This is a genomic window from Streptomyces sp. NPDC014623 (genome assembly GCF_043088245.1).
In the GTDB taxonomy this organism is placed as follows: domain Bacteria; phylum Actinomycetota; class Actinomycetes; order Streptomycetales; family Streptomycetaceae; genus Streptomyces.
The window spans coordinates 24,826-48,243 of the sequence record NZ_JBIBZU010000017.1 but is presented as its reverse complement, the minus strand read 5'-3'; the positions used below and the strand labels follow the sequence as shown (position 1 = coordinate 48,243).

The window sequence follows — 23,418 nt, the reverse complement described above, 5'->3', positions numbered from 1 at the left end:
TGCTGACGAGTACTCACCGTATGAGGCCTCCCCGGGGCAAGGCACGGCATTCGAGGAGAATCAAATCCCGGGCGGCAGCGCGGGCGGGCGCGGAAACACAAGCGCCTGCACACGGCTGTGCCGGCTCCTCGCACCCGGATGGACCCGGGGTTTTCCACGTGCCTCCGACGCGTCGGAGGAAAAAGCCGGGGGGAAAGACGCTGAGCCCCTCCCAGGCCGTTCTCGCCGGGCGCCGACGAACAGCCGTACCAGCCGGCCACGACGGGAGCACGGCGGATCACCTTCCTCGGTGTCCGGAGCCAGGCCCGTCGCCGCCACTGCCCCTGGGTGACGGCGGACAGCACTCAGGTGCCGCGCCAGGGCGGGTTGTCGCGGCGCCCTCAGGACCGGCCCGGCTCCGGTTGCCCCCGTCAAGCAGCCCTGACCGGCCGGAGCTCCCTTTCGGAAGACCTGCTCACGCCTGCTCCGATGCGTCCTGGATCACCCGCTCGCACAGCCGGTGCGTCTCCAGGGCGTCCCGGGCGCTGAGCACCTCACCGGACCGGACCGCGTCCAGGAAGGCCAGCACACTCTGCTCGATGCCGCGCTGGCGGGCGACGGGTACCCAGTCGCCGCGGCGCCGCAGGGTCGGCTGGCCTTTGTGGTCGATGACGTCCGCGAGGTTGAGGACCTGCCGCTTGGCGTCCTGACCCGAGACCTCGAGGATCTCCTCGGTCGATCCGTTGAGCCTGTTCATCATGCCGATGGCGGTGAATCCGTCGCCGGACAGCTGGAGCACCACATGGTGCATGAGCCGGTCGGCGATCCGTGCCCGCACCACGACGTTCGACACGGGGCCGGGGACCAGGAAACGCAGGGTGTCGACGACATGGATGAAGTCGTCCAGCACCATGGTGCGTGGGTCCTCGGGCAGGCCCACCCGGTTCTTCTGCATGAGGATCAGCTCACGAGGATGCTCGGCGCATTGTGCGTACGACGGGGCGAGCCGGCGGTTGAAGCCGACCGTGAGAGTGACGCCACGCGCCTCGGCGAGGGACACCAGCCGCTCGGACTCGGCGAGTTCGTAGGAGAGGGGCTTGTCGACATAGGTGGGGACGCCCGCATCGAGCAGCCGCCCGACGATCTCGGCGTGTACGGAGGTCGGCGCGTGCACGAAGGCGGCGTCCAGCCCCTGGGCCAGGAGCGAGCCGAGATCCTCATGGCACTGCGCCACGGGGATCCGGTGGGCCCCGGCGACGGCCTTCAGCGTGGCCGGGGTACGGGTCTGCAGATGCAGTTCGACGCCGGGCAGGGTCGCCAGCACCGGCAGGTACGCCTTCTGTGCGATGTCGCCGAGTCCGATGCAGCCGACCTTCACGTCGCTCTCCCTGTCGCCTTGACCAGGGTCTTGTCACGGCCGTGTCGTCCGTCCTGCCCTGGTCCGGGCAGCATACGTGCGCTGTGGCGGCTCCCAGTCGCAGATGCCGTCGAACGTCCGCAGGACGAGGCCCGGGCCGAGACGGGAGACCGCGGACATCAGCGCGTTCCGCAGGGCGACGGCCGGTGCGCTGGACAGCCCCGTCATCCGGGAGACCTGCGCCGCCTTGCGGACCATGGCGGTCGTCCGGGGGAGTCTCGCCGCGCTGTAGGCAGCCAGGCCCGCTCCCAGGTCTTTTCCCGGTGTGACGTGGTGTGCGAGCACGACGGCGTCCTCGATGGCCTGGTTCCCGCCTTGGCCGAGGAAGGGAACCATCGCGTGCGCGGAGTCGCCGAGGAGCACGGTGCGCCCGCGGTGGAAGGACGGCAGCGGATCAGCCAGGTGGTGGACGTCGTGGCGCAGGACCTGGTCGGGCTCGACGGCGTCGATGATCGCGGGGATCGGGTCGTGCCAGTCGCCGTATCTGCGCACCAGCTCCGCCTTCTCGTCGTCGGCCCGGACGCCGGCCGGGGCGATCGCCGCGGCGTAGGCGTAGACCCCGCCGTCCTTCAGAGGGTGGCTCCCCCACAGCGCGCCCCTGCCCCATGTCTCGTGCGAACCGAAGCCGTGTCCGACCCCGGGGGCGAGGACACGCCAGGTGGTGAATCCGCTGTACGAAGGACCCGGGTGGTGTGGGAACAGCTTGGTGCGTACGGCCGAGCCGATGCCGTCGGCGCCGATCACCAGATCGGCCTCGATGTCCCCGGAGGCCGTCCTGACGTGGGCCGGGCCCCCGCCCACGCTGCCCGGATCGACGAGCCGCGCCGGTGTGCCGGTGCGCACGGCGTCCGCGGGGAGCCGTGCGCGGAGAAGGCCGATGAGGGCGGAGCGGCGCAGCAGGACGAGCGGCCCGCCGAACCGGTCGGCCGCGGCGGCGCTGTCCGTGCGGGCGAGCCAGCGCCCTGACGGCGTGCGCATGCCTCCGTCGCCCTGCCAGGCCGCGAGGGACCTGATGTCGTCGCCGAGTCCGATGACGTCGAGCGCCCGCTGGGAGTTGGGGGCGAGGCTGATGCCCGCGCCGACGGGCTCCAGCGAAGCGGCACGTTCGAGCACGGTGACCTGCCAGCCGCTCCGGTGCAGCGCTGCCGCGGCGGTGAGACCACCGATTCCGCTGCCGATGACCACCGCTCGGGACGCCGCCATGATGCATCTCCCCTTTGAACTACACCTGTAGTGGGCAATCTCCACGCTACTACAGGTGTAGTCGCGAGCGGTAGGCTGGTTCCATGTCCACACGCTCCACACCCGCCCGCACGGCCGCTCCCGGGCCCGCCCGGCCGGCCGGGTCCCCCCGCGCCGACCTGATCGCCGACGCCGCGCTCGCCCTTCTCGCCGAGCGCGGGATGAGGGGCCTCACCCATCGGGCGGTGGACGAGCGGTCCGGGTTGCCCCAGGGCTCGACGTCCAACCTCGCCCGCACCCGGCAGGCCCTGCTGGAAACCGCCGTGCGCCGTCTCGCCGAGCTGGAGGCGCGGGTGCTCGTGCCCGGGGACCTGCTCACGAGCAGTGATCCCGCCCGGGCCGCCGCAGGGCTGGCCCACGCGCTGCACCGGTATCTGACCGACAGCACCGAGCTCCTGGTCTGCCGCTACGAACTGGCCCTGGAGGCCACCCGCCGTCCCGGCCTCCGGGCGTTCTACGACGAGGCGGGCGGGCGGTTCCGCGAACCCCTGGTGGCCCTGATGGCCGCCGCGGGGTCCGCCGAACCGCAGCGTCACGCCCTCTCGGTGGTGGCCTGGGCGGAGGGGATGATGTTCGCGTGCGCGGTCGGGTCCTACCACCGGGCCGTGCCGACCGAGGAAGAACTGCGCGCGGGCTGCACCGAGTTGCTGCGGGGAATGCTCGGCCCGGAACCGGTTGAACGATGGCACGGCTGATCATGACTGCGCGAGGATGACCGGCATGACGGCAGACGAACGCTCCACGCCCCCTCTCGACGCGCCCGAGCGGAAGATGCTCGAGGGGTGGCTCGACTATCACCGCGCGACCCTGGCCATGAAGTGTGCGGGACTCACCGACGCGCAGTTGCGGGAGGCGTCCGTGCCCCCGTCGGAATTCACCCTGCTCGGTCTCGTGCGGCACCTCACCGAGAACGAGCGCGGATGGTTCCGTGAGGTGCTGGCCGGTGAGGACGTGCCGCCGGTCTACGGGACGGACGCGGACCCGGACGGGGAGTTCCATCTCACCGACGCGGACACCTGGGAGGAGGCCAGGGCCACCTGGCTGGCGGAGATCGAAGCCGCCCGGGCCAACGCCGCGAAGGTGGCGCTCGACGACCTGTCCGTCGGTGTGGGCAAGCGGGGCGAGCCCTTCAGCCTCCGCTGGATCTATACGCACATGATCGAGGAGTACGCCCGGCACAACGGCCACGCCGACCTCCTGCGGGAACGGATCGACGGCGCGACCGGCGCGTGAGGGACCGGGGCGGCGCCCGGCGGCACAGCCTGCCGGTCACTCCCCGGGCGCACTCCCCCGCAAGCGCCGCTCCATGCGCCCGAGGGCGGCACGGACCCCTCCGCCGTATCCGTCGTCCTCCAGCACCCCGATGACGTCCCACGCCCGGTCCAGGTGGATCCGGGCGGCCTCGAAGCGCTGCAGTTTCAGGTAGTCCGCCGCCAGGCTGAGGTGCAGCGAGGGCACGAGGGCCCGCACAGCGGTCACGTCCTGGTACTCGCCGTCCGGGTCCGTGGCCACTGCCCCGGTCAGACCTTCCGCTGCCGTCAACGCCCGGAGGTCCCAAGCGAGTTCGTCCCCGGGATCGTCCTGCGTGTCGGCCATGTAGTGGGCGAGGGTGCAGCGGTGCAGTGCCTCGCCGCGCTCACCGATCTCCGCCCAGATGATCCCGAACCGATTGCGGGCCTCTTCCCTGTCCCCCGCGTGGAGCAGCATGATCGCCTGGCCGATCCTGGTCATGACGACGTCCCCCGGCACTTCCCGCTGCTCCACTACAGAGGTCTCCCTGATCACCGCCCGGCCTGTTCCGGTCGGTCAGACGCTAGCCGCAGCCAGGAGCAATCCCGCTCAGGCGCGTCCCCCGGCCGCCGACCGGGCCGCCTGAGGACCCAGGTCAGGGATCCGCCAGTCGACCGGCTCGTGCCCCTGTGCGGCGATGGCCTCGTTGATCTGCGTGAAGGGGCGGGACCCGAACCACTTCCTGGCGGAGAGCGGCGAGGGGTGCGCCCCCTTGACCACCGCGTGACGGTCCTGGTCGATCAGCGGAAGCTTCTTCTGGGCGTAGTTCCCCCAGAGGACGAAGACGGCCGGGTCGGGCCGCTCGGCCACCGCGCGGATCACCGCGTCGGTGAACTTCTCCCAGCCCTTGCCCTTGTGCGAATTCGCCTCGCCGCCACGGACCGTGAGCACCGCGTTCAGCAGCAGGACGCCCTGCTCGGCCCATGGCGTCAGATACCCGTTGTCCGGGATCGGCAGGCCGAGCTCGTCGTTCATCTCCTTGTAGATGTTGCGCAACGAAGGGGGTGTCCTGACGCCCGGCCTGACCGAGAAGCACAGCCCGTGCCCCTGGCCCTCACCGTGGTAAGGGTCCTGGCCCAGGACGAGCACCTTCACCCGGTCGTACGGCGTTGCCTCCAGAGCGGCGAACACCTGCTCCCGCGGCGGATACACCGGTCCCCTGGCCCGCTCCTCCTCGACGAAATCCATGAGCTCCTCGAAGTAGGGCTTCGCCAGCTCTTCGCCGAGGACGCCGCGCCAGGACTCGGGCAGCAGGTCGGTGTCGGTCACGTCCACAACCTCCGGTAAGCAATCGGTTCTTGCCCGCAGAACCTACCGGGAACCACTGACACCGTTGCCTGCAGGCGGCTTCCGCGGCTCCCCTACCAGCTGGTCTTGCGGTACAGCTCCCACATCTGCATGACCGTCTGCGGGTCGAGCGCCCGTTCGCCACCGCCGATGTCCTCACCCGCCGCGACATAGAGCTTGCCCTGCCACAGAGGCAGCAGCCGGACGTCCTCGACGAGGATCTCCTGAGCCCGCTTGAACTGCTCGGAGACGGCACCTCGGTCGCTCTCCTTGCGGGAGGACGGCAGCAGCTCCTGGGTGATCTCGTCGGCGAGGTACGGGGTGCCGGTGACGCTGTCCTTGCCCACGAAGGGAGCGATGAAGTTGTCCGGGTCGGGGAAGTCCGGGAACCAGCCGCGGCCGAAGACCGGGTAGTGGCCCTTGTTGAAGCCTTCCTGGAAGGACTTCCACGGCGCGCTCTTCAGCGTGATCCGGAACAGGCCTGACGCCTCCAGCTGGCGCTTCAGCTCGGCGAACTCGGGAGCGGTGGAGGATCCGTAGCGGTCCGTGGTGTACCAGAAGGTCATCTCGACCGGTTCGGTGATTCCCGCCCCGGATAGGGTCTTCCGGGCCTTGGCCACGTCCGGGTCGCCGAAGGAGTCGAAGAAGCTGGTGGCGTGTCCGGCGATGCCCTTGGGAACCATGGAGTAGAGCGGTTCGGCGGTGCCCCGGTAGACCTTGGCGACAAGGGCGTCGCGGTCCACCACCTGAGCGACGGCCCGCCGGACGGCGAGTTTCCCCGCAGCCGGGTCCTCGGGGTTGAAGACGAGGAAGCGGATGTCGGCACCGACCGACTCGACGATCTGCAGACCGTCTTCGTCCTTCTTGTCGTCCTCGATGCCGATGACCTCCTCGGCGGTCAGACCACGGTAGGTGGCGTCGATCTTCTTGGCCTTCAACGCCTCCACCATGGGGGCGGAGCCCTTGAAGTAACGGATCGTGACCGCATCGTTCTTCCGGTCGGCGAAGCCCTTGTAGCCGGGATTCCTGGTCAGCTCGGCCTGCTTGCCGCGCTCGTACGAGTCCAGGACGTACGGTCCCGAACCGGTGACCTTGCCGTCGTCACGGATGCTGTCCGCCGGGTAGTCACCGGGGGCGACGAGCGACATCGCGGGCGTGGCGAGGATGAACGGGAAGGTCGCGTCCGCCTTGTTCAGGTGGAAGACGACCGTGTCGTCACCCTCGGTCTCCACCCGGTCGAGAGATCCGAGGAGGCCGGCCGGGCCGCCCTTGACCCTGATCTCCGTGATCCGGTCCATGGAGTACTTCACGGCCTCGGCGTCGATCTTCTCGCCGTTGGAGAATTTCAGGCCCGGACGCAGGGTGCACCTGTACGTCATGCTCGTGTCGTCGGTGAACCCGCATTCCTCGGCCGCGTCGGGCTCGGGGCTCGTGCTGCCGGTCGGGAAGCTCACCAAGGTCTGGAAGACGTTCCTCATCAGCTCCCAGGAGCCGTCCCACGCCGCCGCCGGATCGAGGGTCGAGGGCGAGCTCGTCGTTCCGACCGATATCCGCTGTTCCTCCTCCGAGCCGCTGTCGGACAGCAGACCGCAGCCGGCCAGCAGAGAAAGGGAAGCAAGGGATGCCGCAGCCTGCAGACTGGACCGGTAGAACACGTGCACGCTCCTCGATCGGCCTTGGGATCGGCAGACCATACCGCAGTGCCCCGCCGGAACAAGCCGCTTGCCCGGCGGGGCACTTGAGTCAATCAGGACCAAACTGGCGCAGGTCTCCCTCAGGCCACGCCCGCGTTCAGGAAAATCCCGCCGTCGACCACGAGCGTCTGCCCGGTGACCCAGTCGGACTGGTCCGACGTGAGGAACGCCGCCGCACCGCCGATGTCCTGCGGGACACCGAGCCGGCCCAGCGGGTAGGCGGCCGCCGCCTCGGCTTCACGCCCCTCGTACAGCGCCTCCGCGAACTTGGTCTTCACCACGGCCGGGGCGATCGCGTTGACCCGCACGACGGGCGCGAACTCGTGCGCCAGCTGAAGGGTCAGGTTGACCATCGCGGCCTTGCTCATGCCGTAGGCGCCGATGAACGGTGACGCGGACACGCCCGCGACGGAGGCGATGTTGACGATCGCCCCGCCGTTCTCCCTCTGCCACGCCTTCCAGGTCTGCTGGGCGAACCCGAGCGCCGAGATCACGTTGGTCTCGTAGACCTTCCGGGCGACGTTGAGATCGAGCTCGGCCATCGGCCCGAAGACGGGGTTCGTGCCGGCGTTGTTGACCAGGTAGTCGACCCGGCCGAACGCCTCCATGGCCCGCTCGACCGCCGCGGCCTGGTGCGCCTCGTCGTGCGCCTTGCCCGCGATGCCGACCGCCCGGCCGGCGCCGAGCTTCTCGACGGCCTCCTCCAGGGCGTCCTCACCCCGGCCCGTGATGACGACCCGGTCGCCACGGGCGACGAGCGCCTCGGCGATGCCGTAGCCGATGCCCCGGCTCGCGCCCGTGATGAGCGCGACCTTGCCGCTGTCCTGCACAGTCATGTCGTCCGTTGCCTTTCCGGGGTCAGTTGAGCGGTCCGCCGGCGACGTACATGACCTGCCCGGACACGAAGCCCGCTTCCTCACCGGTGAAGAAGGCGATGGCGTTGGCGATGTCCTCGGGACGGCCCACGCGCTGCACGGGGATCTGCGTCGCGGCGGCGGCCTGGAACTCCTCGAAGCCCATACCGACCCGCGCCGCCGTCTGGGCGGTCATCTCGGTGACGATGAACCCGGGTGCGACGGCGTTGGCGGTCACACCGAACTTGCCGAGCTCCTTGGCGAGCGTCTTGGTGAAGCCCTGGAGGCCGGCCTTGACCGCGGAGTAGTTGGCCTGGCCCCGGTTGCCCAGCGCCGAGGAGGACGAGAGCGAGACGATGCGGCCGAACTTGGCCTCCACCATGTGCGACTGGACGGCCTTGGCCATCAGGAACGCACCCTTGAGGTGGACGTTCATCACGAGGTCCCAGTCGGACTCGCTCATCTTGAAGAGCAGGTTGTCGCGGAGCACACCCGCGTTGTTGACGAGGATCGTCGGGGCACCGAGCTCGGCGGCCACGCGTGCGACGGCGGCTTCCACCTGCGCGCTGTCCGACACATCGCAGCCGACGGCGAGGGCCTTGCCCCCGGCGGCGGTGATCTTCTCGACCGTGTCCTTGCACGCCGCCTCGTCGAGGTCGAGTACGGCGACGGCGCGGCCCTCGGCCGCCAGGCGTACGGCGGTGGCGGCGCCGATGCCCCGTGCCGCTCCCGTCACGATGGCGACGCGCTGCTCGGTGGTGGACATGCTTGGTTCTCCTCGCCCTTGGATGCGGCTCAGCGGACGTCAGGAAGTTCCCGATGACTGAGCAACCGCTTAGTACCTTCAGCAGACGAGACGCTAGAAGCCCTGGCACCCGGTGTCAACGGCCCACGGGGGCGCGGGCGCATGTCACACCGGACGGCGCCCCGCCCCGTACGTCCCCGGGGCGGGGCGCCGGCGCCCGGATCAGCGCACCAGCAGGTCCAGCAACCGCTCGACCTCGGCGGCCGGATCCGTGGTCAGTCCGCTGTGCACGACGCCGGGCTGGACGACCGTGGAGCGTGGCGCGATCAGCCAGCGGAAGCGCCGCCCCGCGTCGTCACCGGCCGCCTGGCCCGCGGCCTCGCCACCGCCGCAGACGCCTTCGACCGCCCGCAGGGCGGCCCGCACGCCCAGTACGTCGGCCTGCGGGTCCAGCGCCTCGAGCTTGCGCTCGTCCAGGTGCGTCCGAGCGGCGACGAACGACTTGGCCCGGCAGTAGACCAGCACACCCGCGTTGAAGCACTCACCGCGCTCGACGCGCGGAACGACACGCAGGACCGCGTACTCGAAGACATCGCGCCGGCTCATCGGCCACCGTCCTTGCTGTTCGACCCGGCGCCCGCCTGCGCGTCGCGGTCCTTCTTGGTGGGATGCGGCCAGGAGGCCAGGTGCTCGGTGAGCCACCCGGGGGCCTGGGAGGGGCGCGTCTGCGTGGGCGCCTCCAGGACGATGCGCTCGTGGATGCTCCCGGCGCGGGCCAGCAGCGGCTCCACATAGGCCCGGCGCAGTTGATCGGTGCTCTCGAAGCCCGGTTCGCCGGCCAGCCACTCGTCCGGCACCTGCGCCGTGACCTCGGTGAGCAGCTCTTCCGTGACGAGCGGGGCGAGTTCGGCGGCCGCGGCGGCGAGGTCCGGTCCGAACGGCGCGAGGACGTGGTCGGAGGCGTTGTACGGCTTCGCCGCGGATGCCTGCGCGCCCGGCCAGTTGTGGTGCCAGATCATGGTGGCCCCATGGTCGATCAGCCACGGCTCACCGTGCCAGACGAGCATGTTGGGGTTCCGCCACGACCGGTCCACATTGTTGATCAACGCGTCGAACCAGACGACCTTTCCGGCCTCCGCCGCGCCGACCTCATAGGCGAGCGGGTCGAATCCGAGCGAGCCGGGCAGGTAGTCCATCCCGAGGTTCAGCCCGGCGCTGGCCTTGAGGAGCTCCTGCACCTCCTGGTCCGGCTCGGCGAGACCGATGACGGGGTCGAGCTGGATGGACACCAGCTCCGGCACCCGCAGTCCCAGCCTCCGGCCGAGCTCCCCGCAGACGACCTCCGCGACCAGGGTCTTACGGCCCTGCCCCGCTCCGGTGAACTTCATGACATACGTGCCGAAATCGTCGGCCTCGACGATCCCGGGGAGCGAACCGCCTTCACGCAGGGGCGTTACATAGCGGGTCGCGGTGACTTCTGTCAGCATTTCTTCAGGCTATACGGCGCCGCTACCTGGAGATCCACGGAGCAGGGGGAGGACCGTAGCGGCTGGAGAACCGACCCCGAGCAGCCCTGGGCAGGATCCGGGGAGTTCCGACCGGCGGCCCCTCCCCGGGGAACCGCCGAGCACAGCCCGGCCTCGGCTTCCGGCTTCCGGCATGAAGTGCGCGTGGTGGCCCAGTGTGATCGACGTCGGCGAGTTCCCCAGCCACTGGGCCGGGGCGACGACAGACTCGCCTGCCTCCAGCATCATCGAGGCGCAGGTGTGCCGCAGGACGTGGGAACCGTCCTGCGGCGTCGCAGCCCGCTGCCGGGGCTCGGCCCCTCGGGTCGCTGCGGAATGACCTCGGCCTTGGCCGGAGCAGGCTTCCACGTAATCGACGCCATCCAGCCCACAGAACCCTGGACCCGTGGCACAGAGGACTGACCTCCGGAACCCGGCCTCGCGGCACCTTGCTCACACTCCCGGGCGCGGAGGACCCGCGGCCGGGCCGAGCTCGCTGCGGAGCGAAGCCGGTCAGACCTCGCGCGGCGGAAGCGGGCGCAGGGCCGGCCCTTGAAGGACCTCGCCGTCGATGCCGAACCGTGAACCGTGGCAGGGACATTCCCACACGGTTTCCGCCTCGTTGAAGGCGACCAGACAACCCAGATGTGTGCAGCGCGCCGACACGGCGTGGGCGGCTCCGCCTTCGTCCCGGTAGACGGCACAACGCCGTCCCTCGACCCGGACGACCGCACCCGAGCCCGGGGCGATGTCGGCCACGGAGTCGGCATGGGTGGTCTTCAGCCTGTCACCCACGAAGTGCCGGGCGACCTCCGCCTGTTGCTTCAGCAGCGTCGCGCCCTCCCGGACTGTGCTCCACAGCCGACGCGGGTCGTACAGTTGCGCCCATTCGGGTTCCGTGCCGGTGAGTGTCGATGCCAGCAACTGTCCGGCCATGGCACCTCCGCTCATGCCCCAGCCGCCGAATCCGGTCGCCACATACACATGGCGTGCGCCCGGGTGGAAAGGGCCGACCAGTGGCACACCGTCACTCACGTCGTTGTCCTGGGCGGCCCACCGGTAGGCCGTCTCGCCGACCGGGAAATGTTCGTGCATCCACGCGTCCAGCCGCAGGAACCGCTCGCGGCTGTCGCCCGTGCCAGGTGTGAAACTCTCACCTGTGACGATGAGCAGCCGTCGGCCTTCATCGAGCGGTGCGGTGCGGACCGACCGCTTCCCCATGTCGTTCGTCAGGTACATGTGCTCCGGTGCTTCGGAGGCGAGGAGCGGAGCGGCGACGACCAGTTCGCGGCGCGGTGACAGGCGGGCGAAGTGGAGCGCCCGGTCGAAGACCGGGTAGTGGGTCGCGACCACGACGTCTTTCGCTGTGACCGTCGCGCCCCGCTCGGTCATCACCCGGCACGGGCTTCCCTCGGAAAGTCCGGTGACCCGGGTTCGTTCGTGGATGACACCGCCTTGTGCGGTGATGTCGTCAGCCAGGGCCAGAAGGTACTTACGTGGGTGGAACTGGGCCTGGTGTGCGACGCGCACCGCTGCGGCCACGGGGAAGGGCAGGTCCGTCTCCGTCACGAAGCCGGCGTCCAGCCCTGCCTCCGCGGCTGCCTCCGCTTCCGCTTCGAACTCGGCGCGTTCCTGCGGGTCAGTGGTGAAGGTCAGAGCCGACGACCCCTCGAAATCGCAGTCGATGCCCAGTTCTCCCGCCACCGACGCGACCCGCTCCACCGCCGCTTGCTGGGAGTGAGCGTACCGGCGTGCGCCTTCCTTCCCACGCGTGCGTCGCAGTCGCTCGTACACGAGGGAGTGCGCCGCGGTGAGTTTCGCCGTGGTGTAACCGGTCACCCCCGTGGCGACACGGTCGGCCTCCAGTACCACCACGCTCCGTCCGGCGCGGGTCAGTTCCCAGGCGGTACTCAGGCCGGCCATGCCTGCGCCGATCACGACGACGTCCGCCCTCGTATCGGTGTCCAGTGCCGGCCACCGGATGCCCGGTGCCGTGGCCATCCAGTAGGACTCGGCCATTCCGGGCAGTGCAGCATCTCGTGTGGTCATGGCCCACGTGTTCCCCCAGCGGCCGAAAGGAGACGTGGCAGGCGGAATCTTCCCCTGTGCGGCCCCGACTTCCTCCGGCCGGCTGGTGCCGTCCCGGCGGCCCCGTCTCCGGGAACCCGAACACGTCCCGCTCCGGTTCCGGTTCCGCCGGCCGGAATTCCCGGTTCGTACATCCCGGACCAGGAGCCGGGACTTCATGCCGGAGTGGCGGACCTCATCTGTCGTCGCGGTTCCCTCCCAAGGGACGCGCGACCCCCTCGTCAGGCTCGAAGACGTCGCGTCGTCCTGCTTGCCTGCCCTCGTCCAGCTTTGCGACAGCCGGGTAGTGCAGGTCGAAAGCAGGCGATTCGGATCGCACTTTGGGGAGGGTGACGAAGTTGTGCCGCGGAGGTGGGCAGGAGGTGGCCCATTCGAGGGAGCGGCCGTACCCCCAGGGGTCGTCGACGTCGATGCGCTTCCCGGTCCTGGCGGTCTTCCACACGTTGTAGAGGAACGGGAGGGTGGACGCCCCCAGGAGGAAGGCACCGATGGAGGACAGGGTGTTCAGGGCGGTGAAGCCGTCCGCGGCGAGATAGTCGGCGTAGCGGCGGGGCATTCCTTCGGCACCGAGCCAGTGCATGACGAGGAAGGTGGTGTGGAAGCCGATGAACAGGGTCCAGAAATGGATCTTGCCGAGGCGTTCGTCGAGCATCGTGCCGGTCATCTTCGGCCACCAGAAGTGGAATCCGGCGAACGTGGCGAAGACGACCGTCCCGAAGACCACGTAGTGGAAGTGGGCTACGACGAAGTAGCTGTCGGTGACGTGGAAGTCCAAGGGCGGTGAGGCCAGGATGATGCCGGTCAGTCCGCCGAAGAGGAATGTCACGAGGAACCCGACCGACCAGAGCATGGGTGTCTCGAAGGAGATCGAACCCTTCCACATGGTGCCGATCCAGTTGAAGAACTTCACTCCGGTGGGAACGGCGATGAGGAAGGTCATGAAGGAGAAGAACGGCAGCAGTACCGCTCCGGTGGCGAACATGTGGTGCGCCCACACGGTCACGGACAGACCGGCGATCGCGATCGTAGCGCCGACCAGGCCCACATAGCCGAAGACCGGTTTACGGGAGAAGACCGGCAGGATCTCCGTGATGATGCCGAAGAACGGCAGGGCGATGATGTAGACCTCGGGGTGTCCGAAGAACCAGAAGAGGTGCTGCCACAGGAGCGCGCCGCCGTTCTCGGGGTTGAACACTTCGGCGCCGAAACGCCGGTCGGCCTCCAGCACCAGCAGTGCCGCGGCCAGCACGGGGAAGGCCAGCAGGACCAGCACCGACGTCAGAAGGATGTTCCAGGTGAAGATCGGCATCCGGAACATGGTCATGCCCGGGCCACGCATGCAGATGATCGTGGTGATGAAGTTGACCGCGCCGAGAATGGTGCCGAACCCGGCCAGCGCCAAACCCATGATCCACATGTCACCGCCGACGTACGGGGTGCGCTCGCCGCCGCTGAGGGGCGTGTAGGCCGTCCAGCCGAAGTCGGCTGTGCCCTGCGTGGTCAGCAGGCTGCTGAGGACGATCAGCCCGCCGAAGAGGAACAGCCAGAACGACAGCATGTTCAGCCGTGGGAAGGCTACGTCGGGCGCGCCGATCTGCAGCGGCATGATCGCGTTCGCGAACCCGGCGAACGTCGGAGTCGCGAAAAGCAACAGCATGATCGTGCCGTGCAGTGTGAAACTCTGGTTGTACTGCTCGCTCGACAGGATCTGCAGCCCGGGGCGGGCCAGCTCCGCACGCACCAGCAGTGCCAGCACACCGCCGATGATGAAGAAGAAGAACGACGCGCCCAGATACAGGTGACCGATCTTCTTGTGATCCGTCGTGGTCAGCCAGCTGATGACGACGCTGCCCGGCCCCCTGCCTTCAACGGGCACCAAGGTGGGTGGTTCGGTGGTGGACACGGGCATGATAGGGCTCTCCCCCACGACAACGGAACAGCAGCACCAGCACGACGCACGTGCCCGGGAACTGCCGGCAGATGAGGATTCCTGTTTACCTGCACCAGCCCGGTTGCGCGCGCCTGTGCCACCCGCGCGTCCGGGTGACGCACCGGTCGGTTGTGCCCCTCATGCGCACCGCCACCCGGGCGGGAGCCGAACACATGGCCGCACCCCCCGCCTCGCCGTCCGGTGGCCGACCGCACTTCCTCGGAGTGTCCACGTCAGCCCATGCCGTCGTCGCCTGCGAGAACGTGGGGGTACTCCAGCTTCTCGTGGGTACTCGCGTCCTGTGGCGCGTCGGTCACGGCTCGCCAGGGGCACGTGCCCTTCGATGCAGTGGGAGAGGGAATGCGGCTTCGTGACTTCGCTCAGGCCACAGCTTCCCGGTGTTCCGCCGAGGTGCTGAGCGGCCGGTACCGTCTGGACGAATTCCTCGGCAGCGGCGGCGCCGCGGATGTCCACCGGGGTTTCGACCTCCGGTTGAGACGACCGGTGGCGGTCAAGGTTTTCCGGCCCGAGGCCGGCATCGACATCGGCCTCGAGGAGAGCCTGCACAGCGAAGCAGTGATCTTGGCCCGGTTGCACCATCCCGGACTCGTCACCGCCTACGACGCCGGGCAGCACAACGGACGCGCCTTTCTGGTCATGCAACTGATCGAAGGCAGCACACTGAAGAACCGCATCACTCAGGGCCCTCTGCCGCCCGAAACGACTGCCGCGCTCGGCGCCGGCCTCGCGCACGCGCTGGCACACGCGCACGAAGCAGGGGTCGTCCACCGGGACGTCAAACCGTCGAACATCCTGCTGGATGCTGCCCACCGCCCCCATCTGGCCGACTTCGGCATCTCCCGCCTGCTGGACGCCACCACCCACACCGCCACCGGCACACTCGTCGGCACCGCCGCCTATCTCTCTCCCGAGCAGGTCCTCGGCCGCCCCGTCGGCCGGCCCGCCGACATATACGCCCTCGGCCTGGTTCTTCTCGAATGCCTCACGGGCAGGCTCGAGTACGACGGCGGCCCCCTCGAAGCCGCTATCGCACGACTGCACCGGCAGCCCGTCCTGCCTGACGGGCTGCCGGGCCGACTGGGCGTTCTGCTGCGGGACATGACAGCCCTCGACGAACAGTGCCGCCCAACGGCCCGTGACTGCGCGCGCACCCTGGCTGCGGTGGCCGGCGCAGCCCGCGCCGAAGCCGGACCGTCGGCGCCTGTCACGAGCCTCATCACCGGCCAAGAGCCCTCGCCGGCGGCCGAGGACACGCACACCAATCCGATGCCCGATGAAAAACGGCCCGCTCCCCGGACCACGGCCGCGCGCGGTCGCATCCTCATGGCGAGTGCGACCGTCGCACTCGCCGCCGTCACGGCAACCGGCCTCGCCGTGACCGGCGGTTCCGCCCCGCAGGGCAACGACCGAAACGCCACCAGGGCCACTGACGCCCCCGCCGTAAAGCCGGACCGCCCTGCCGGCCCAGGGCGGAAGACCGCCACGGCACCGGCGGAGGCGCCGTCCTCCGAACCCGGCGCCTCCGCCGGCACAGTCCCCGAGGACGCAGGCGCGCACAGTTCGGCACCCGAGGCGGCACGAACCGCACCGCGCGACCCAGCCACATCCGCAACCGCCGCCACGACGCAGGAGGATACGACAGCCAGAACTCGGCATCTCCCCCCTGGCCGGATCAAGAAGGCAGAAAAAGCGGAGAAGGCGGAAAAGGCCGAGAAGAAGGCGCAGCAGAAGAAGTCCGGCAATGCGGCCCCGCACCACTGAAGGTGTGAGGACAACGCAGTGACTGAGCCGGCCCGGCGGCGCATTCGACGGAGTGGCCGACTTCGCGTCGGCCACTCCGTCGCACGATGACCCGCTGACCATGGACCCCGCCTACGACGGCGGGGACGGACTCCACCCCGACGACGCGGGCACCCGGGTAATGGCCGACGCCGTCGACCTGGGCATGCTGCTCGCCCGGCCGGCGCCCGAGGGCTCACCCCGCACGTGGGCGCAGCGCCGCTGACTGTGCCGGGCACTGCGGACGATGGCGTACGAGGTGGGCAGCCCGGGCCTGCGGGAGCGGGCGGCTCCTCACCCGTCGGACAGGCGCAGCATGACCTTGCTGCTGCCGCCGGCCGGGTCGGCGGCAACCGCCAGCGCCTCCTGCGCGCGTGCCAGCGGGAAGCGGTGGGTGATCAGCGGGGTCAGGTCCAGCCCTTCCTGCAGGGCGAGCAGGGCGTCGTCCATCTCCTCGACGAAGCGGTACGACCCGATCCACGTGATCTCGCGGGTCACCAGGTCACCGAGGACCGCCGGTGCGGCCGCTCCGGGCAGGTTGCCGACCTGTACGAGCGTGCCGCCCCGTGCGGTGGCCCGCAGCACGGGCCCCAGGGCGGCCGGGGCTCCGGACGCCTCGAAGACCACGTCGACGTCCTGTGGCAGGACATCGCCGCGTGCCAGGTCACGGGTCTCGTCGGCGCCCATGGCGCGGGCGACGGCGAGGGCGGGCGCCGTCAGGTCCGCGGCGATGACGGTGGCCGCTCCGCGGTACCGGGCGGCGGCCACGACGAGGGAGCCGATCGGGCCGGCGCCGTTGACCAGGACGGTCCGGCCGCGCAGGTCGGGGACCCGGTCGGCCGCGTGCAGGGCGACCGCCAGCGGCTCGGCCAGGGCGCCCTGTTCGGTGCCCACTCCGGGCGGCAGTGGCCGGATCTGTTCCGCGCGGACCGTACGGTACTCACTGAACCCGCCGTCGGTGTGGGGGGTGAAGGCCGCCGAGCCGAAGTAGCGGATGCGCGGGTAGAGGTTGGTGCGTCCGGCGATCCGTTCCGGCAGTACCCCGTCACCGAGAAGCTGGGCCGGGTGGACGGTCACCGGCCTGCCCACGCCCGGCCCCGTGACGCCGGGACCGAGCGCGGCGATCCTGCCCGCGACCTCGTGCCCGAGCACCAGTGGATGGACGAGCTCGGCCGTACCGGAGGCCCCCTTCCTCCAGTAGGCGATGTCGGAACCGCAGATCCCGCCCCACTCCATGGCCAGGAGCACCTCGCCCGCACCGGGCACGGGCCGGGTCCGCTCGTCGACCCGCAGGTCCCCCGGCCCGTGCACGACGACGGCCCGCATGCGCGGCTCACCCGCGCCCGCAGCGCGTGTCCGGGCTTCCGCACCCGTACGGTCTTCTCCCGCAACGGCGGTCATACGGCGTCCTCCAGGCGGACCAGGTCGCGTCCGCGGGTCTCCGGCGCGAGGAACGCGCTGACGAATGTGATGAGCGAGTAGGCGACGAGCATCGCCGCGATGGGCCACCAGCTGCCGGTCAGAGCCGTGAGCGTGGCCGCCAGTACGGGGCCGATCGCGGTGGCGAGGATGCCGCCGATCTCCTTGGCGAGCGCGAGCTGGGTGAACCGGGTGCGCGAACCGAAGAGTTCGGCCATCGTCACGCTCTCCAGCGAGAACAGCCCGAGGACTCCGATGTTCAGACCGAGCACCATGCCGATCATCACCGCGGGTGTCGAGCCGGAACTGATCAGGAACATCACCGGGAAGGAGACGGCGACGGTCAGCAGGGTGAGCGTCAGGTAGATCACGCGCCGCCCGAAGCGGTCCCCGAGCAGACCGATGACCGGCACGGTGACGAAGCCCAGCAGGGAGCCGTACACGATCGCGTCCGTCAGGACGGACCGGCCGACGGAGAGCTGGGTGGCGATGTAGCCGACCAGGAAGGTCTGGATCAGTCCTGAGTTGCCCGCCTGGCCGAAGCGCAGTCCCAGCGCGATGAAGAAGGCCTTGCCCTTGCGCTGCCGGATGCCGGCCGCCAGGACGTCGCCGTGCTGCTGGTCGGCGTCGGCGATGACGGACTCCACCTCGTCGCGGGCCAGCGCCACGCCGTCCACCACATCGGGGCGTTCCTCGAAGACCGGGCTCTCCTTGAGTCCTCGGCGCAGCCAGAAGGCGAAGAACATCAGTCCGAAGCTGAGGAGGAAGGGCAGCCGCCAGCCCCAGGACAGCAGCTGCTCCTCGGTGAGCACGGCGAGCAGGATCGCCCACAGTCCCGAGGCGGCGAGCGTTCCCGAGTTGGTCCCGAGCGAGACCAGCGAGGCGATGAGACCGCGTCGGCGGACGGGGGCGTACTCGACGAGCAGTACGGTCGCCCCGGCGATCTCGGCGCCCGCGCCGAAGCCCTGCACCAGCCGGAGGACGACGAGCAGGATCGGTGCGAGGATGCCGATGGTGGCGTAGGTGGGCAGGGCGCCGATCAGGGTGGTGGAGACACCCATCAGCAGGACGGTGAGGTAGAGGACCCTCTTGCGGCCGATCCGGTCCCCCATCCGGCCGAAGTAGACGGCACCGGCGAGCCGGGCCACGTAGCCCACGCCGTAGGTGGCCATCGCGGCGATGAGGCCGATGGCGGGACTGACGTCGGGAAAGAAGATCTTGTTGAACACGATCGCTGCGGCCAGCGAGTAGAGCTGGAAATCCATGAACTCCATGGCCGTGCCCAGCCAGCCCGAGACGGCGGCCCGGGTCAGGTCACCCGTGGTGCGCTTCGCGGAGCGCGTCTGCTCCACGGTGACAGCACTGTCCTTCATCGTGAACTCCGTTGTTCGGTGATTACGAGCGGTGTGCGGGACTGAAGGCGTTCTCAGCCGGGACGGCTCAGATCTCGACGCGGCCGGCTCGCAGCGCCGGCAGCCGGCCCGCCACCGCGGTGGTGAGGGCGTCGTCACCGGCCAGGTCCGGCGCCCCGACGGCACTCAGCAGCGCACGCACCGTTTCCGCGGGCCGGGCCGGAGCCGACCAGCAGGCGGCGAGCGCGTCGGCGGCGGGATCGGTGAGGGCGGTGGCGGTGTCGGGGCGCGTGCCGTGTGCCCAGGCGGCGAGGGCCAGTTCCAAGGCCGGGGTGCCCGCGCCTCGTCCGCGCAGTTCCCGCAGGGCGGGCAGCCAGCGTTCCGCGATCTTCAGCGAGCTGTCGGAGCCGATCTGCCGCAGGAGGTGGTGCATCGCGGGATTGCGGAACCGCACGACGAGGTCGTGGGCGTAGGCGCCGGGGTCGGGCCCTCCGGCGGGAAGAGTGGCGGCGACCTCCGCGCACAGGGCCCGGACGGTGCTCTCACCCCACTCCGTCGCCATCGTGTCGGCGATCGTGACGCACCCGGCGGCGAGGCCGAGATGTGCGAGCGCCGAGTGCGAACCGTTGAGCAGCCGCAGCTTGGTGAGCTGGTACGGCGTGACATCCGGTACGAGCAGGGCTCCGTCCCGTTCCCAGGGTGGCCGTGGTGCGGCGAAGGTGTCCTCCAGGACCCACTGCCGGTAGGGCTCGCCGGCCACGGCCAGGGCGTCGTGCACGCCGAGCGCGGCGGAGGCCGTCGTCAGGCCGGCCGCACCGGCCGCGGGCACGATCCGGTCCACGACGGTCGCGGGGAAGGCCACGGTCCCGGCCATCCGGTCCAGTACCTCGTCGCGGTCCGGCCAGGGCGACGCCCGGACGAAGTCGCGGACGACCCGGCCCAGCACACCGCCGTTGCCCGCCATGTTGTCGCAGGACACGACGCTCACGGGCGGAGCTCCGGCTCGCGTCCGCGCGGCCAGGCCGGCGGCCAGCCGGCCCACCACCGTGCTGAGCGGGCCGCCCGGGCCGGCCGCGAGGTCTGCGGCCACGGGTGCCGCCGAGAGGTCGAGTCCGCCGGTGGAAGGGGAGCGGTGATAGCCCTTCTCCGTGACGGTCAGGGTCACCACGGTGACGTCCGGGTCGGTGAGCAGGGCGTCGACGGCCCCGGCGTCGGGCCCCATCGTCAGGGCGCCGACAACCGCTCCCACGACTCGGCACACGCTGCCGCCGGGGCGGTGTTCGGTGAGCGAGTAGAGACAGTCCTGGTCCCGCAGGGCGCGCACGGTCCCCGCCGAGCGGGGCGCGACCGCGGTGATGCCCCAGGGTTCGCCGGAGCGGGCGGCGGCGTTCTCGGTGTACACCGCCTGGTGCGCCCGGTGGAAGGCACCGAGCCCGAAGTGCACGATCCGGGGACGCAGCTCGGCGGGATCCACGGTGGGTCGCTGTCCCGGCTCGATCCGGGACAGCGTCGCGCGGTTCAGCGCAGGCAGGCTCATGGCGCTCACCAGTCGTGCACCGTACCGTCCAGCCGGCGCGCGACCGGGAGGTAGCGCCGCTGGTAAGGGAAGCGTTCGGCCGCCTTCTCGTCGTACTCCACGCCGAGGCCGGGTTCCTCGGACGGGTGCAGCATGCCGTCGGCGAAGGTCACACCGCTGCGGAACACCTCAGCCGTCTCCTCCGGGTGGCCCATGTACTCCTGGATACCGAAGTTCGGCACGCTCACGTCGAGGTGTACGGCGGCGGCCATGCTGACGGGGGAGAGATCGGTCGCGCCGTGGGAGCCGGTACGCACCTGGTAGAGCGCGGCGAGGTCGAAGATGCGTCGCAGGTGGGTGATGCCGCCCGCGTGGGCGACGGTGGTGCGTACGTAGTCGATGAGCTGCCCGGTGATGAGGTGCTGCACGTCCCAGATGGAGTTCATGACCTCGCCGACGGCGATCGGTGTGGTCGTGTGCTCGCGGATGAGCCGGAACGCCTCCTGGTTCTCGGCCGGGGTCGGGTCCTCCATCCAGAAGAGCCGGCAGGCCTCGACGCTCTTGCCGAACCGTGCCGCCTCGATCGGGCTCAGCCGGTGATGGACGTCGTGCAGAAGGTGGAACCCGAAGCCGAAGCGCTCACGCACGGCCTCCAGGTAGGTGGGCGCGAAACCGAGGTACGCCTCGGTGTCCCACGGCTGCTCGTCCGGCAGCTCGGTCGCGGCCGGCTCGTAGACCTTTCCTTTTCGGACCCCGTACGTACCGCCCACGTCGGGCACCGCGGCCTGGGCCCGGACGGCACGGTAGCCCAGCTCCAGGTAGCGCTCGACGTCGTCGAGGAGCGAGGGGACGTCCGTGCCGCTGGCGTGCGAGTAGACCAGCACGCCGTCCCTGGAGCGCCCTCCGAGGAGCTGGTAGACGGGGAGCCCGGCGGTCTTGCCCTTGATGTCCCACAGTGCGGTGTCTACGGCGGAGACAGCGGTCATCGTCACGGGCCCGCGGCGCCAGTACGCGCCCTTGTAGAGGTACTGCCACATGTCCTCGATGCGGGCAGGATCCTTGCCGGTCAGCAGCGGCGCCACGTGGTCGCGCAGATAACTCGCCACGGCGAGCTCTCTGCCGTTGAGCGTGGCGTCACCGAGTCCGGTCACCCCGTCCGTGGTGGTGATGCGCAGTGTGACGAACGTGCGCCCGGGGGAGGCGACCAGCACCTCGACGCGTTCGATCTTGCTCACGGGGGTCTCCTTGCGGTGGCGGACGAGGCAGGGGGCCGGATGGCGGCCTGAGGTCCCAGCCAGTCGGGCACGGCTGTCGTGCAGTACTTGTATACAAGCACTTGTCGCACAGTGCGGCAATACTCTTCCGCTGACGGCCGCTCGCCCGGCGCCCGCCGTTCCACCCGCCGGACGACCTCGGCCGGCGGCCGGGACCGTCCCCGCCGGTACGTAGGATGGGCGCATGGCTCAAGCGAACGGGCGGCGGACCAGCAGGCACAGCATCTACCTGAAGCTGCGTCAGATGGTGCTGACCCTGGAACTCCCCCCCGGCGCCGCCCTGTCCGAGAACGAGCTCGCCGCGGCTCTGGGCGTGAGCCGCACCCCGGTGCGCGAGAGCCTGATCCTGCTGGCTCAGGAGGGTCTGGTGCAGGTCTTCCCGAAGGTCGGGTCGTTCGTCTCGCGCGTGGACCCCGCCCAGGTCGCCGACGCACAGTTCCTGCGGGAAGCCGTGGAGCTCGCCTCTCTGGACAACCTTCCTCCGCGGCTCGACCCGGCCGTCGTCGGCGAACTGCGGGACAATCTCGAACGCCAGCAGCGTGCGGACCTCGGCCTGGAGGAGTTCTTCGCCCTGGACGAGGCGTTTCACCACGGCCTGATGCGCCTGAGCGGTCACGGCGACGTCTGGACCACCGTCGCCGCGGCCAAGGGCCACCTGGACAGGGCTCGGCGCCTCGGTCTGCACGAGAACGCGTCCCCGGCCGTCTTCACCAGCCAGCACCGGGAGATCCTCGAGGCCGTCGTCGGCGGTCACGCCTCACTGGCCCGCTCCCACATGCGTGACCACCTGCGGGCGGTCTTCAACGACATCGAACGCATCCGCAGCCACTCCCCCGAACTGTTCGCCACGGACCCCTCGACCGTGCCGGTCCGGCGCAACGTCGTCGTCTGGGAGTGACCGGACCACCTGTCCGGATTCGTGTCAGGCACCCGTGAACGCGCAGGGCGCCGGTACGTATCCGCCTCCGAGGCCCCGTCACTCCGTCGAGGGAAACAGGCACGAACACATCGCGGGGGGAGCCAGGCCCGCTTCGGGCGCCGCTCCGTCGTCGCGGCGGCCGGTGCGGCGGGAGTGGCCCCGCACCCGCCGCGCGCGGGGGCCCGCAGGACGCCGGGGTCCGGACACGGTCCGGCCGACCGGGGAGGCAGGCGGAGCAGGCCTCGCGAAGACGGCCGATATTCCCGAGGGCCGCGGAGCGGTCTTCGCCGACAAGGGTGCCGGCCGTCACCCGGCCGACGGCCGGCACGTTCAAGGCGTTCTCCTCGAAGTGCACCCCCGGGGCTGCGTGACGAAGGGGATCGCCGACGGCGTCTCAACTTCCCCTGGCACCACAGTACGTTCGACACGGCGACCGCGGCCCCGCCACCCCGCCACTGCCGAGGAAGCAGACCCGGGCGGAGGGCGACTCCCTCACTCCCGTGCGAGAAGCCGGGACGGACGGAGCTGTTGCGTGATCACGGACGAGGCACCATGATGCCCGGACCGGCCGAACCGCAGGAGGGGCGCTTGTGACCGTTGCCCAGCGTCGTGGCCGTCGGCTCATGATGACCGACGCGGAACGGGACACCTACCTGGCACAACAGCGCACCTGCCGGGTCGCCACGGTTTCCCCCGAGGGCATGCCGCACGTCGGAGCCCTGTGGTTCGTCTGGGACGGCGCCTCCCTCTGGCTCTACTCCCTCACCCGGAGTCTGCGCTGGGCACAGCTCCGGCGTGACCCGAGGGTCGCCGTGGTGGTGGACGACGGGGTGGAGTACGGCGAGCTTCGCGGTGTGGAACTGTCGGGCGAGGCCTCCTTCGTCGGCGGGATACCACGCACGGGCGAGGAGTGCGCCGAGCTGGAGGCTCCGGAGAGACTGTTCGCGGCGAAGTACTTCGGCCTGGACTCCTTGCCGCACGACGGACGCCACGCCTGGCTCCGGCTCACGCCACGAACCGTCAGGTCCTGGGACTTCAGGAAGCTGTCCGGGCCGGCTCGGTAGACCGGTGCGTGCGGGACCCGTCCCGGGAGCACTCGAGACCGGT

Annotated in this window: 21 protein-coding genes; 6 read left to right on the top strand and 15 right to left on the bottom strand. The window is 70.1% G+C overall.

The genetic code is table 11. From position 1 onward, the window contains the following. Positions 1 to 454: 454 nt before the first annotated feature. Both ACF1FZ_RS25300 and ACF1FZ_RS25295 read right to left on the bottom strand, forming a co-directional pair. The gene (locus tag ACF1FZ_RS25300; RefSeq protein ID WP_391775689.1) at positions 455 to 1,357 is read right to left on the bottom strand and encodes a Gfo/Idh/MocA family protein; all 903 of its coding nucleotides are present in this window, start codon (positions 1,355 to 1,357) and stop codon (positions 455 to 457) included. A gap of 33 nt (positions 1,358 to 1,390) precedes the next feature. Beyond that, positions 1,391 to 2,599 (bottom strand): FAD-dependent monooxygenase, encoded by a 1,209-nt coding sequence (locus ACF1FZ_RS25295; protein WP_391775688.1) that lies wholly within the window; start codon positions 2,597 to 2,599, stop codon positions 1,391 to 1,393. 83 nt (positions 2,600 to 2,682) lie between these two features. Between ACF1FZ_RS25295 and ACF1FZ_RS25290 the strand changes: the two genes are divergently transcribed. Beyond that, complete coding sequence (locus tag ACF1FZ_RS25290) at positions 2,683 to 3,333, top strand: TetR/AcrR family transcriptional regulator (protein WP_391775687.1); 651 nt, start codon at positions 2,683 to 2,685, stop codon at positions 3,331 to 3,333. A 25-nt stretch (positions 3,334 to 3,358) separates the two neighbouring features. After that, the gene (locus ACF1FZ_RS25285; protein WP_391775686.1) at positions 3,359 to 3,871 is read left to right on the top strand and encodes a DinB family protein; all 513 of its coding nucleotides are present in this window, start codon (positions 3,359 to 3,361) and stop codon (positions 3,869 to 3,871) included. Between the two features lie 36 nt (positions 3,872 to 3,907). On the opposite strand, the gene ACF1FZ_RS25280 is transcribed toward ACF1FZ_RS25285, so the two are convergent. From ACF1FZ_RS25280 to ctaD, 9 genes are all read right to left on the bottom strand, one after another. After that, positions 3,908 to 4,402 (bottom strand): hypothetical protein, encoded by a 495-nt coding sequence (locus tag ACF1FZ_RS25280; RefSeq protein ID WP_391775685.1) that lies wholly within the window; start codon positions 4,400 to 4,402, stop codon positions 3,908 to 3,910. A 75-nt stretch (positions 4,403 to 4,477) separates the two neighbouring features. After that, positions 4,478 to 5,197, bottom strand: coding sequence for a uracil-DNA glycosylase (locus ACF1FZ_RS25275; protein ID WP_391775684.1), 720 nt, complete (start codon positions 5,195 to 5,197; stop codon positions 4,478 to 4,480). 92 nt (positions 5,198 to 5,289) lie between these two features. Then, positions 5,290 to 6,870: an ABC transporter substrate-binding protein gene (locus ACF1FZ_RS25270; protein ID WP_391775683.1), complete on the bottom strand. Its 1,581-nt coding sequence runs from the start codon at positions 6,868 to 6,870 to the stop codon at positions 5,290 to 5,292. A gap of 119 nt (positions 6,871 to 6,989) precedes the next feature. Next, positions 6,990 to 7,745, bottom strand: coding sequence for an SDR family oxidoreductase (locus ACF1FZ_RS25265; RefSeq protein ID WP_391775682.1), 756 nt, complete (start codon positions 7,743 to 7,745; stop codon positions 6,990 to 6,992). A gap of 22 nt (positions 7,746 to 7,767) precedes the next feature. Continuing rightward, the gene (gene fabG, locus ACF1FZ_RS25260; RefSeq protein WP_391775681.1) at positions 7,768 to 8,529 is read right to left on the bottom strand and encodes a 3-oxoacyl-ACP reductase FabG; all 762 of its coding nucleotides are present in this window, start codon (positions 8,527 to 8,529) and stop codon (positions 7,768 to 7,770) included. A 201-nt stretch (positions 8,530 to 8,730) separates the two neighbouring features. Further along, positions 8,731 to 9,114, bottom strand: a complete 384-nt coding sequence (locus tag ACF1FZ_RS25255) for a DUF3037 domain-containing protein (RefSeq protein WP_391775680.1) — start codon at positions 9,112 to 9,114, stop codon at positions 8,731 to 8,733. Beyond that, a complete protein-coding gene (locus tag ACF1FZ_RS25250) occupies positions 9,111 to 9,995 on the bottom strand; it encodes a HipA family kinase (protein ID WP_391775679.1) in 885 nt (294 codons plus the stop codon). The genes ACF1FZ_RS25255 and ACF1FZ_RS25250 overlap by 4 nt, the downstream gene beginning before the upstream one ends. Before the next feature lie 531 nt (positions 9,996 to 10,526). Continuing rightward, entirely contained in the window at positions 10,527 to 12,062 is a 1,536-nt protein-coding gene (locus ACF1FZ_RS25245; RefSeq protein WP_391775678.1) for an FAD-dependent oxidoreductase, read from the bottom strand. Positions 12,063 to 12,276: 214 nt separating this feature from the next. Next, positions 12,277 to 14,010: a cytochrome c oxidase subunit I gene (ctaD, locus tag ACF1FZ_RS25240; RefSeq protein WP_391775677.1), complete on the bottom strand. Its 1,734-nt coding sequence runs from the start codon at positions 14,008 to 14,010 to the stop codon at positions 12,277 to 12,279. A gap of 381 nt (positions 14,011 to 14,391) precedes the next feature. Between ctaD and ACF1FZ_RS25235 the strand changes: the two genes are divergently transcribed. Continuing rightward, complete coding sequence (locus ACF1FZ_RS25235) at positions 14,392 to 15,813, top strand: protein kinase (protein ID WP_391775676.1); 1,422 nt, start codon at positions 14,392 to 14,394, stop codon at positions 15,811 to 15,813. Between the two features lie 52 nt (positions 15,814 to 15,865). Then, positions 15,866 to 16,057, top strand: coding sequence for a hypothetical protein (locus ACF1FZ_RS25230; RefSeq protein WP_391775675.1), 192 nt, complete (start codon positions 15,866 to 15,868; stop codon positions 16,055 to 16,057). A 68-nt stretch (positions 16,058 to 16,125) separates the two neighbouring features. Here the strand turns inward: ACF1FZ_RS25230 and ACF1FZ_RS25225 are convergent, their stop codons facing one another. From ACF1FZ_RS25225 to manD, 4 genes are all read right to left on the bottom strand, one after another. Then, on the bottom strand, positions 16,126 to 17,232 hold the full coding sequence (locus tag ACF1FZ_RS25225) for an L-idonate 5-dehydrogenase (RefSeq protein ID WP_391775674.1): 1,107 nt from the start codon (positions 17,230 to 17,232) through the stop codon (positions 16,126 to 16,128). Then, complete coding sequence (locus ACF1FZ_RS25220; protein WP_391775673.1) at positions 17,229 to 18,623, bottom strand: MFS transporter; 1,395 nt, start codon at positions 18,621 to 18,623, stop codon at positions 17,229 to 17,231. The genes ACF1FZ_RS25225 and ACF1FZ_RS25220 overlap by 4 nt, the downstream gene beginning before the upstream one ends. Before the next feature lie 67 nt (positions 18,624 to 18,690). Further along, complete coding sequence (locus tag ACF1FZ_RS25215) at positions 18,691 to 20,139, bottom strand: mannitol dehydrogenase family protein (protein ID WP_391775672.1); 1,449 nt, start codon at positions 20,137 to 20,139, stop codon at positions 18,691 to 18,693. Between the two features lie 5 nt (positions 20,140 to 20,144). After that, a complete protein-coding gene (gene manD, locus ACF1FZ_RS25210) occupies positions 20,145 to 21,353 on the bottom strand; it encodes a D-mannonate dehydratase ManD (RefSeq protein WP_391775671.1) in 1,209 nt (402 codons plus the stop codon). A 223-nt stretch (positions 21,354 to 21,576) separates the two neighbouring features. On the opposite strand from manD, the gene ACF1FZ_RS25205 reads away from it, so the two are divergent. Both ACF1FZ_RS25205 and ACF1FZ_RS25200 read left to right on the top strand, forming a co-directional pair. After that, positions 21,577 to 22,290, top strand: a complete 714-nt coding sequence (locus ACF1FZ_RS25205; RefSeq protein WP_391775670.1) for a GntR family transcriptional regulator — start codon at positions 21,577 to 21,579, stop codon at positions 22,288 to 22,290. Between the two features lie 611 nt (positions 22,291 to 22,901). Further along, positions 22,902 to 23,375, top strand: coding sequence for a pyridoxamine 5'-phosphate oxidase family protein (locus tag ACF1FZ_RS25200; protein WP_391775669.1), 474 nt, complete (start codon positions 22,902 to 22,904; stop codon positions 23,373 to 23,375). The last annotated feature ends 43 nt before the right edge of the window (positions 23,376 to 23,418 follow it).

Bases quoted from the DNA above. Each gene is read 5' to 3' on its own strand.
- ACF1FZ_RS25235 (WP_391775676.1), top strand. From the start codon at position 14,392: ATGCGGCTTCGTGACTTCGCTCAGGCCACAGCTTCCCGGTGTTCCGCC.
- ACF1FZ_RS25265 (WP_391775682.1), bottom strand. From the start codon at position 7,745: ATGACTGTGCAGGACAGCGGCAAGGTCGCGCTCATCACGGGCGCGAGC.
- ACF1FZ_RS25220 (WP_391775673.1), bottom strand. From the start codon at position 18,623: ATGAAGGACAGTGCTGTCACCGTGGAGCAGACGCGCTCCGCGAAGCGC.
- ACF1FZ_RS25295 (WP_391775688.1), bottom strand. From the start codon at position 2,599: ATGGCGGCGTCCCGAGCGGTGGTCATCGGCAGCGGAATCGGTGGTCTC.
- ctaD (WP_391775677.1), bottom strand. From the start codon at position 14,010: ATGCCCGTGTCCACCACCGAACCACCCACCTTGGTGCCCGTTGAAGGC.
- ACF1FZ_RS25290 (WP_391775687.1), top strand. From the start codon at position 2,683: ATGTCCACACGCTCCACACCCGCCCGCACGGCCGCTCCCGGGCCCGCC.
- ACF1FZ_RS25205 (WP_391775670.1), top strand. From the start codon at position 21,577: ATGGCTCAAGCGAACGGGCGGCGGACCAGCAGGCACAGCATCTACCTG.
- ACF1FZ_RS25225 (WP_391775674.1), bottom strand. From the start codon at position 17,232: ATGACCGCCGTTGCGGGAGAAGACCGTACGGGTGCGGAAGCCCGGACA.
- ACF1FZ_RS25285 (WP_391775686.1), top strand. From the start codon at position 3,359: ATGACGGCAGACGAACGCTCCACGCCCCCTCTCGACGCGCCCGAGCGG.
- ACF1FZ_RS25250 (WP_391775679.1), bottom strand. From the start codon at position 9,995: ATGCTGACAGAAGTCACCGCGACCCGCTATGTAACGCCCCTGCGTGAA.
- ACF1FZ_RS25245 (WP_391775678.1), bottom strand. From the start codon at position 12,062: ATGACCACACGAGATGCTGCACTGCCCGGAATGGCCGAGTCCTACTGG.
- ACF1FZ_RS25255 (WP_391775680.1), bottom strand. From the start codon at position 9,114: ATGAGCCGGCGCGATGTCTTCGAGTACGCGGTCCTGCGTGTCGTTCCG.
- fabG (WP_391775681.1), bottom strand. From the start codon at position 8,529: ATGTCCACCACCGAGCAGCGCGTCGCCATCGTGACGGGAGCGGCACGG.
- ACF1FZ_RS25215 (WP_391775672.1), bottom strand. From the start codon at position 20,139: ATGAGCCTGCCTGCGCTGAACCGCGCGACGCTGTCCCGGATCGAGCCG.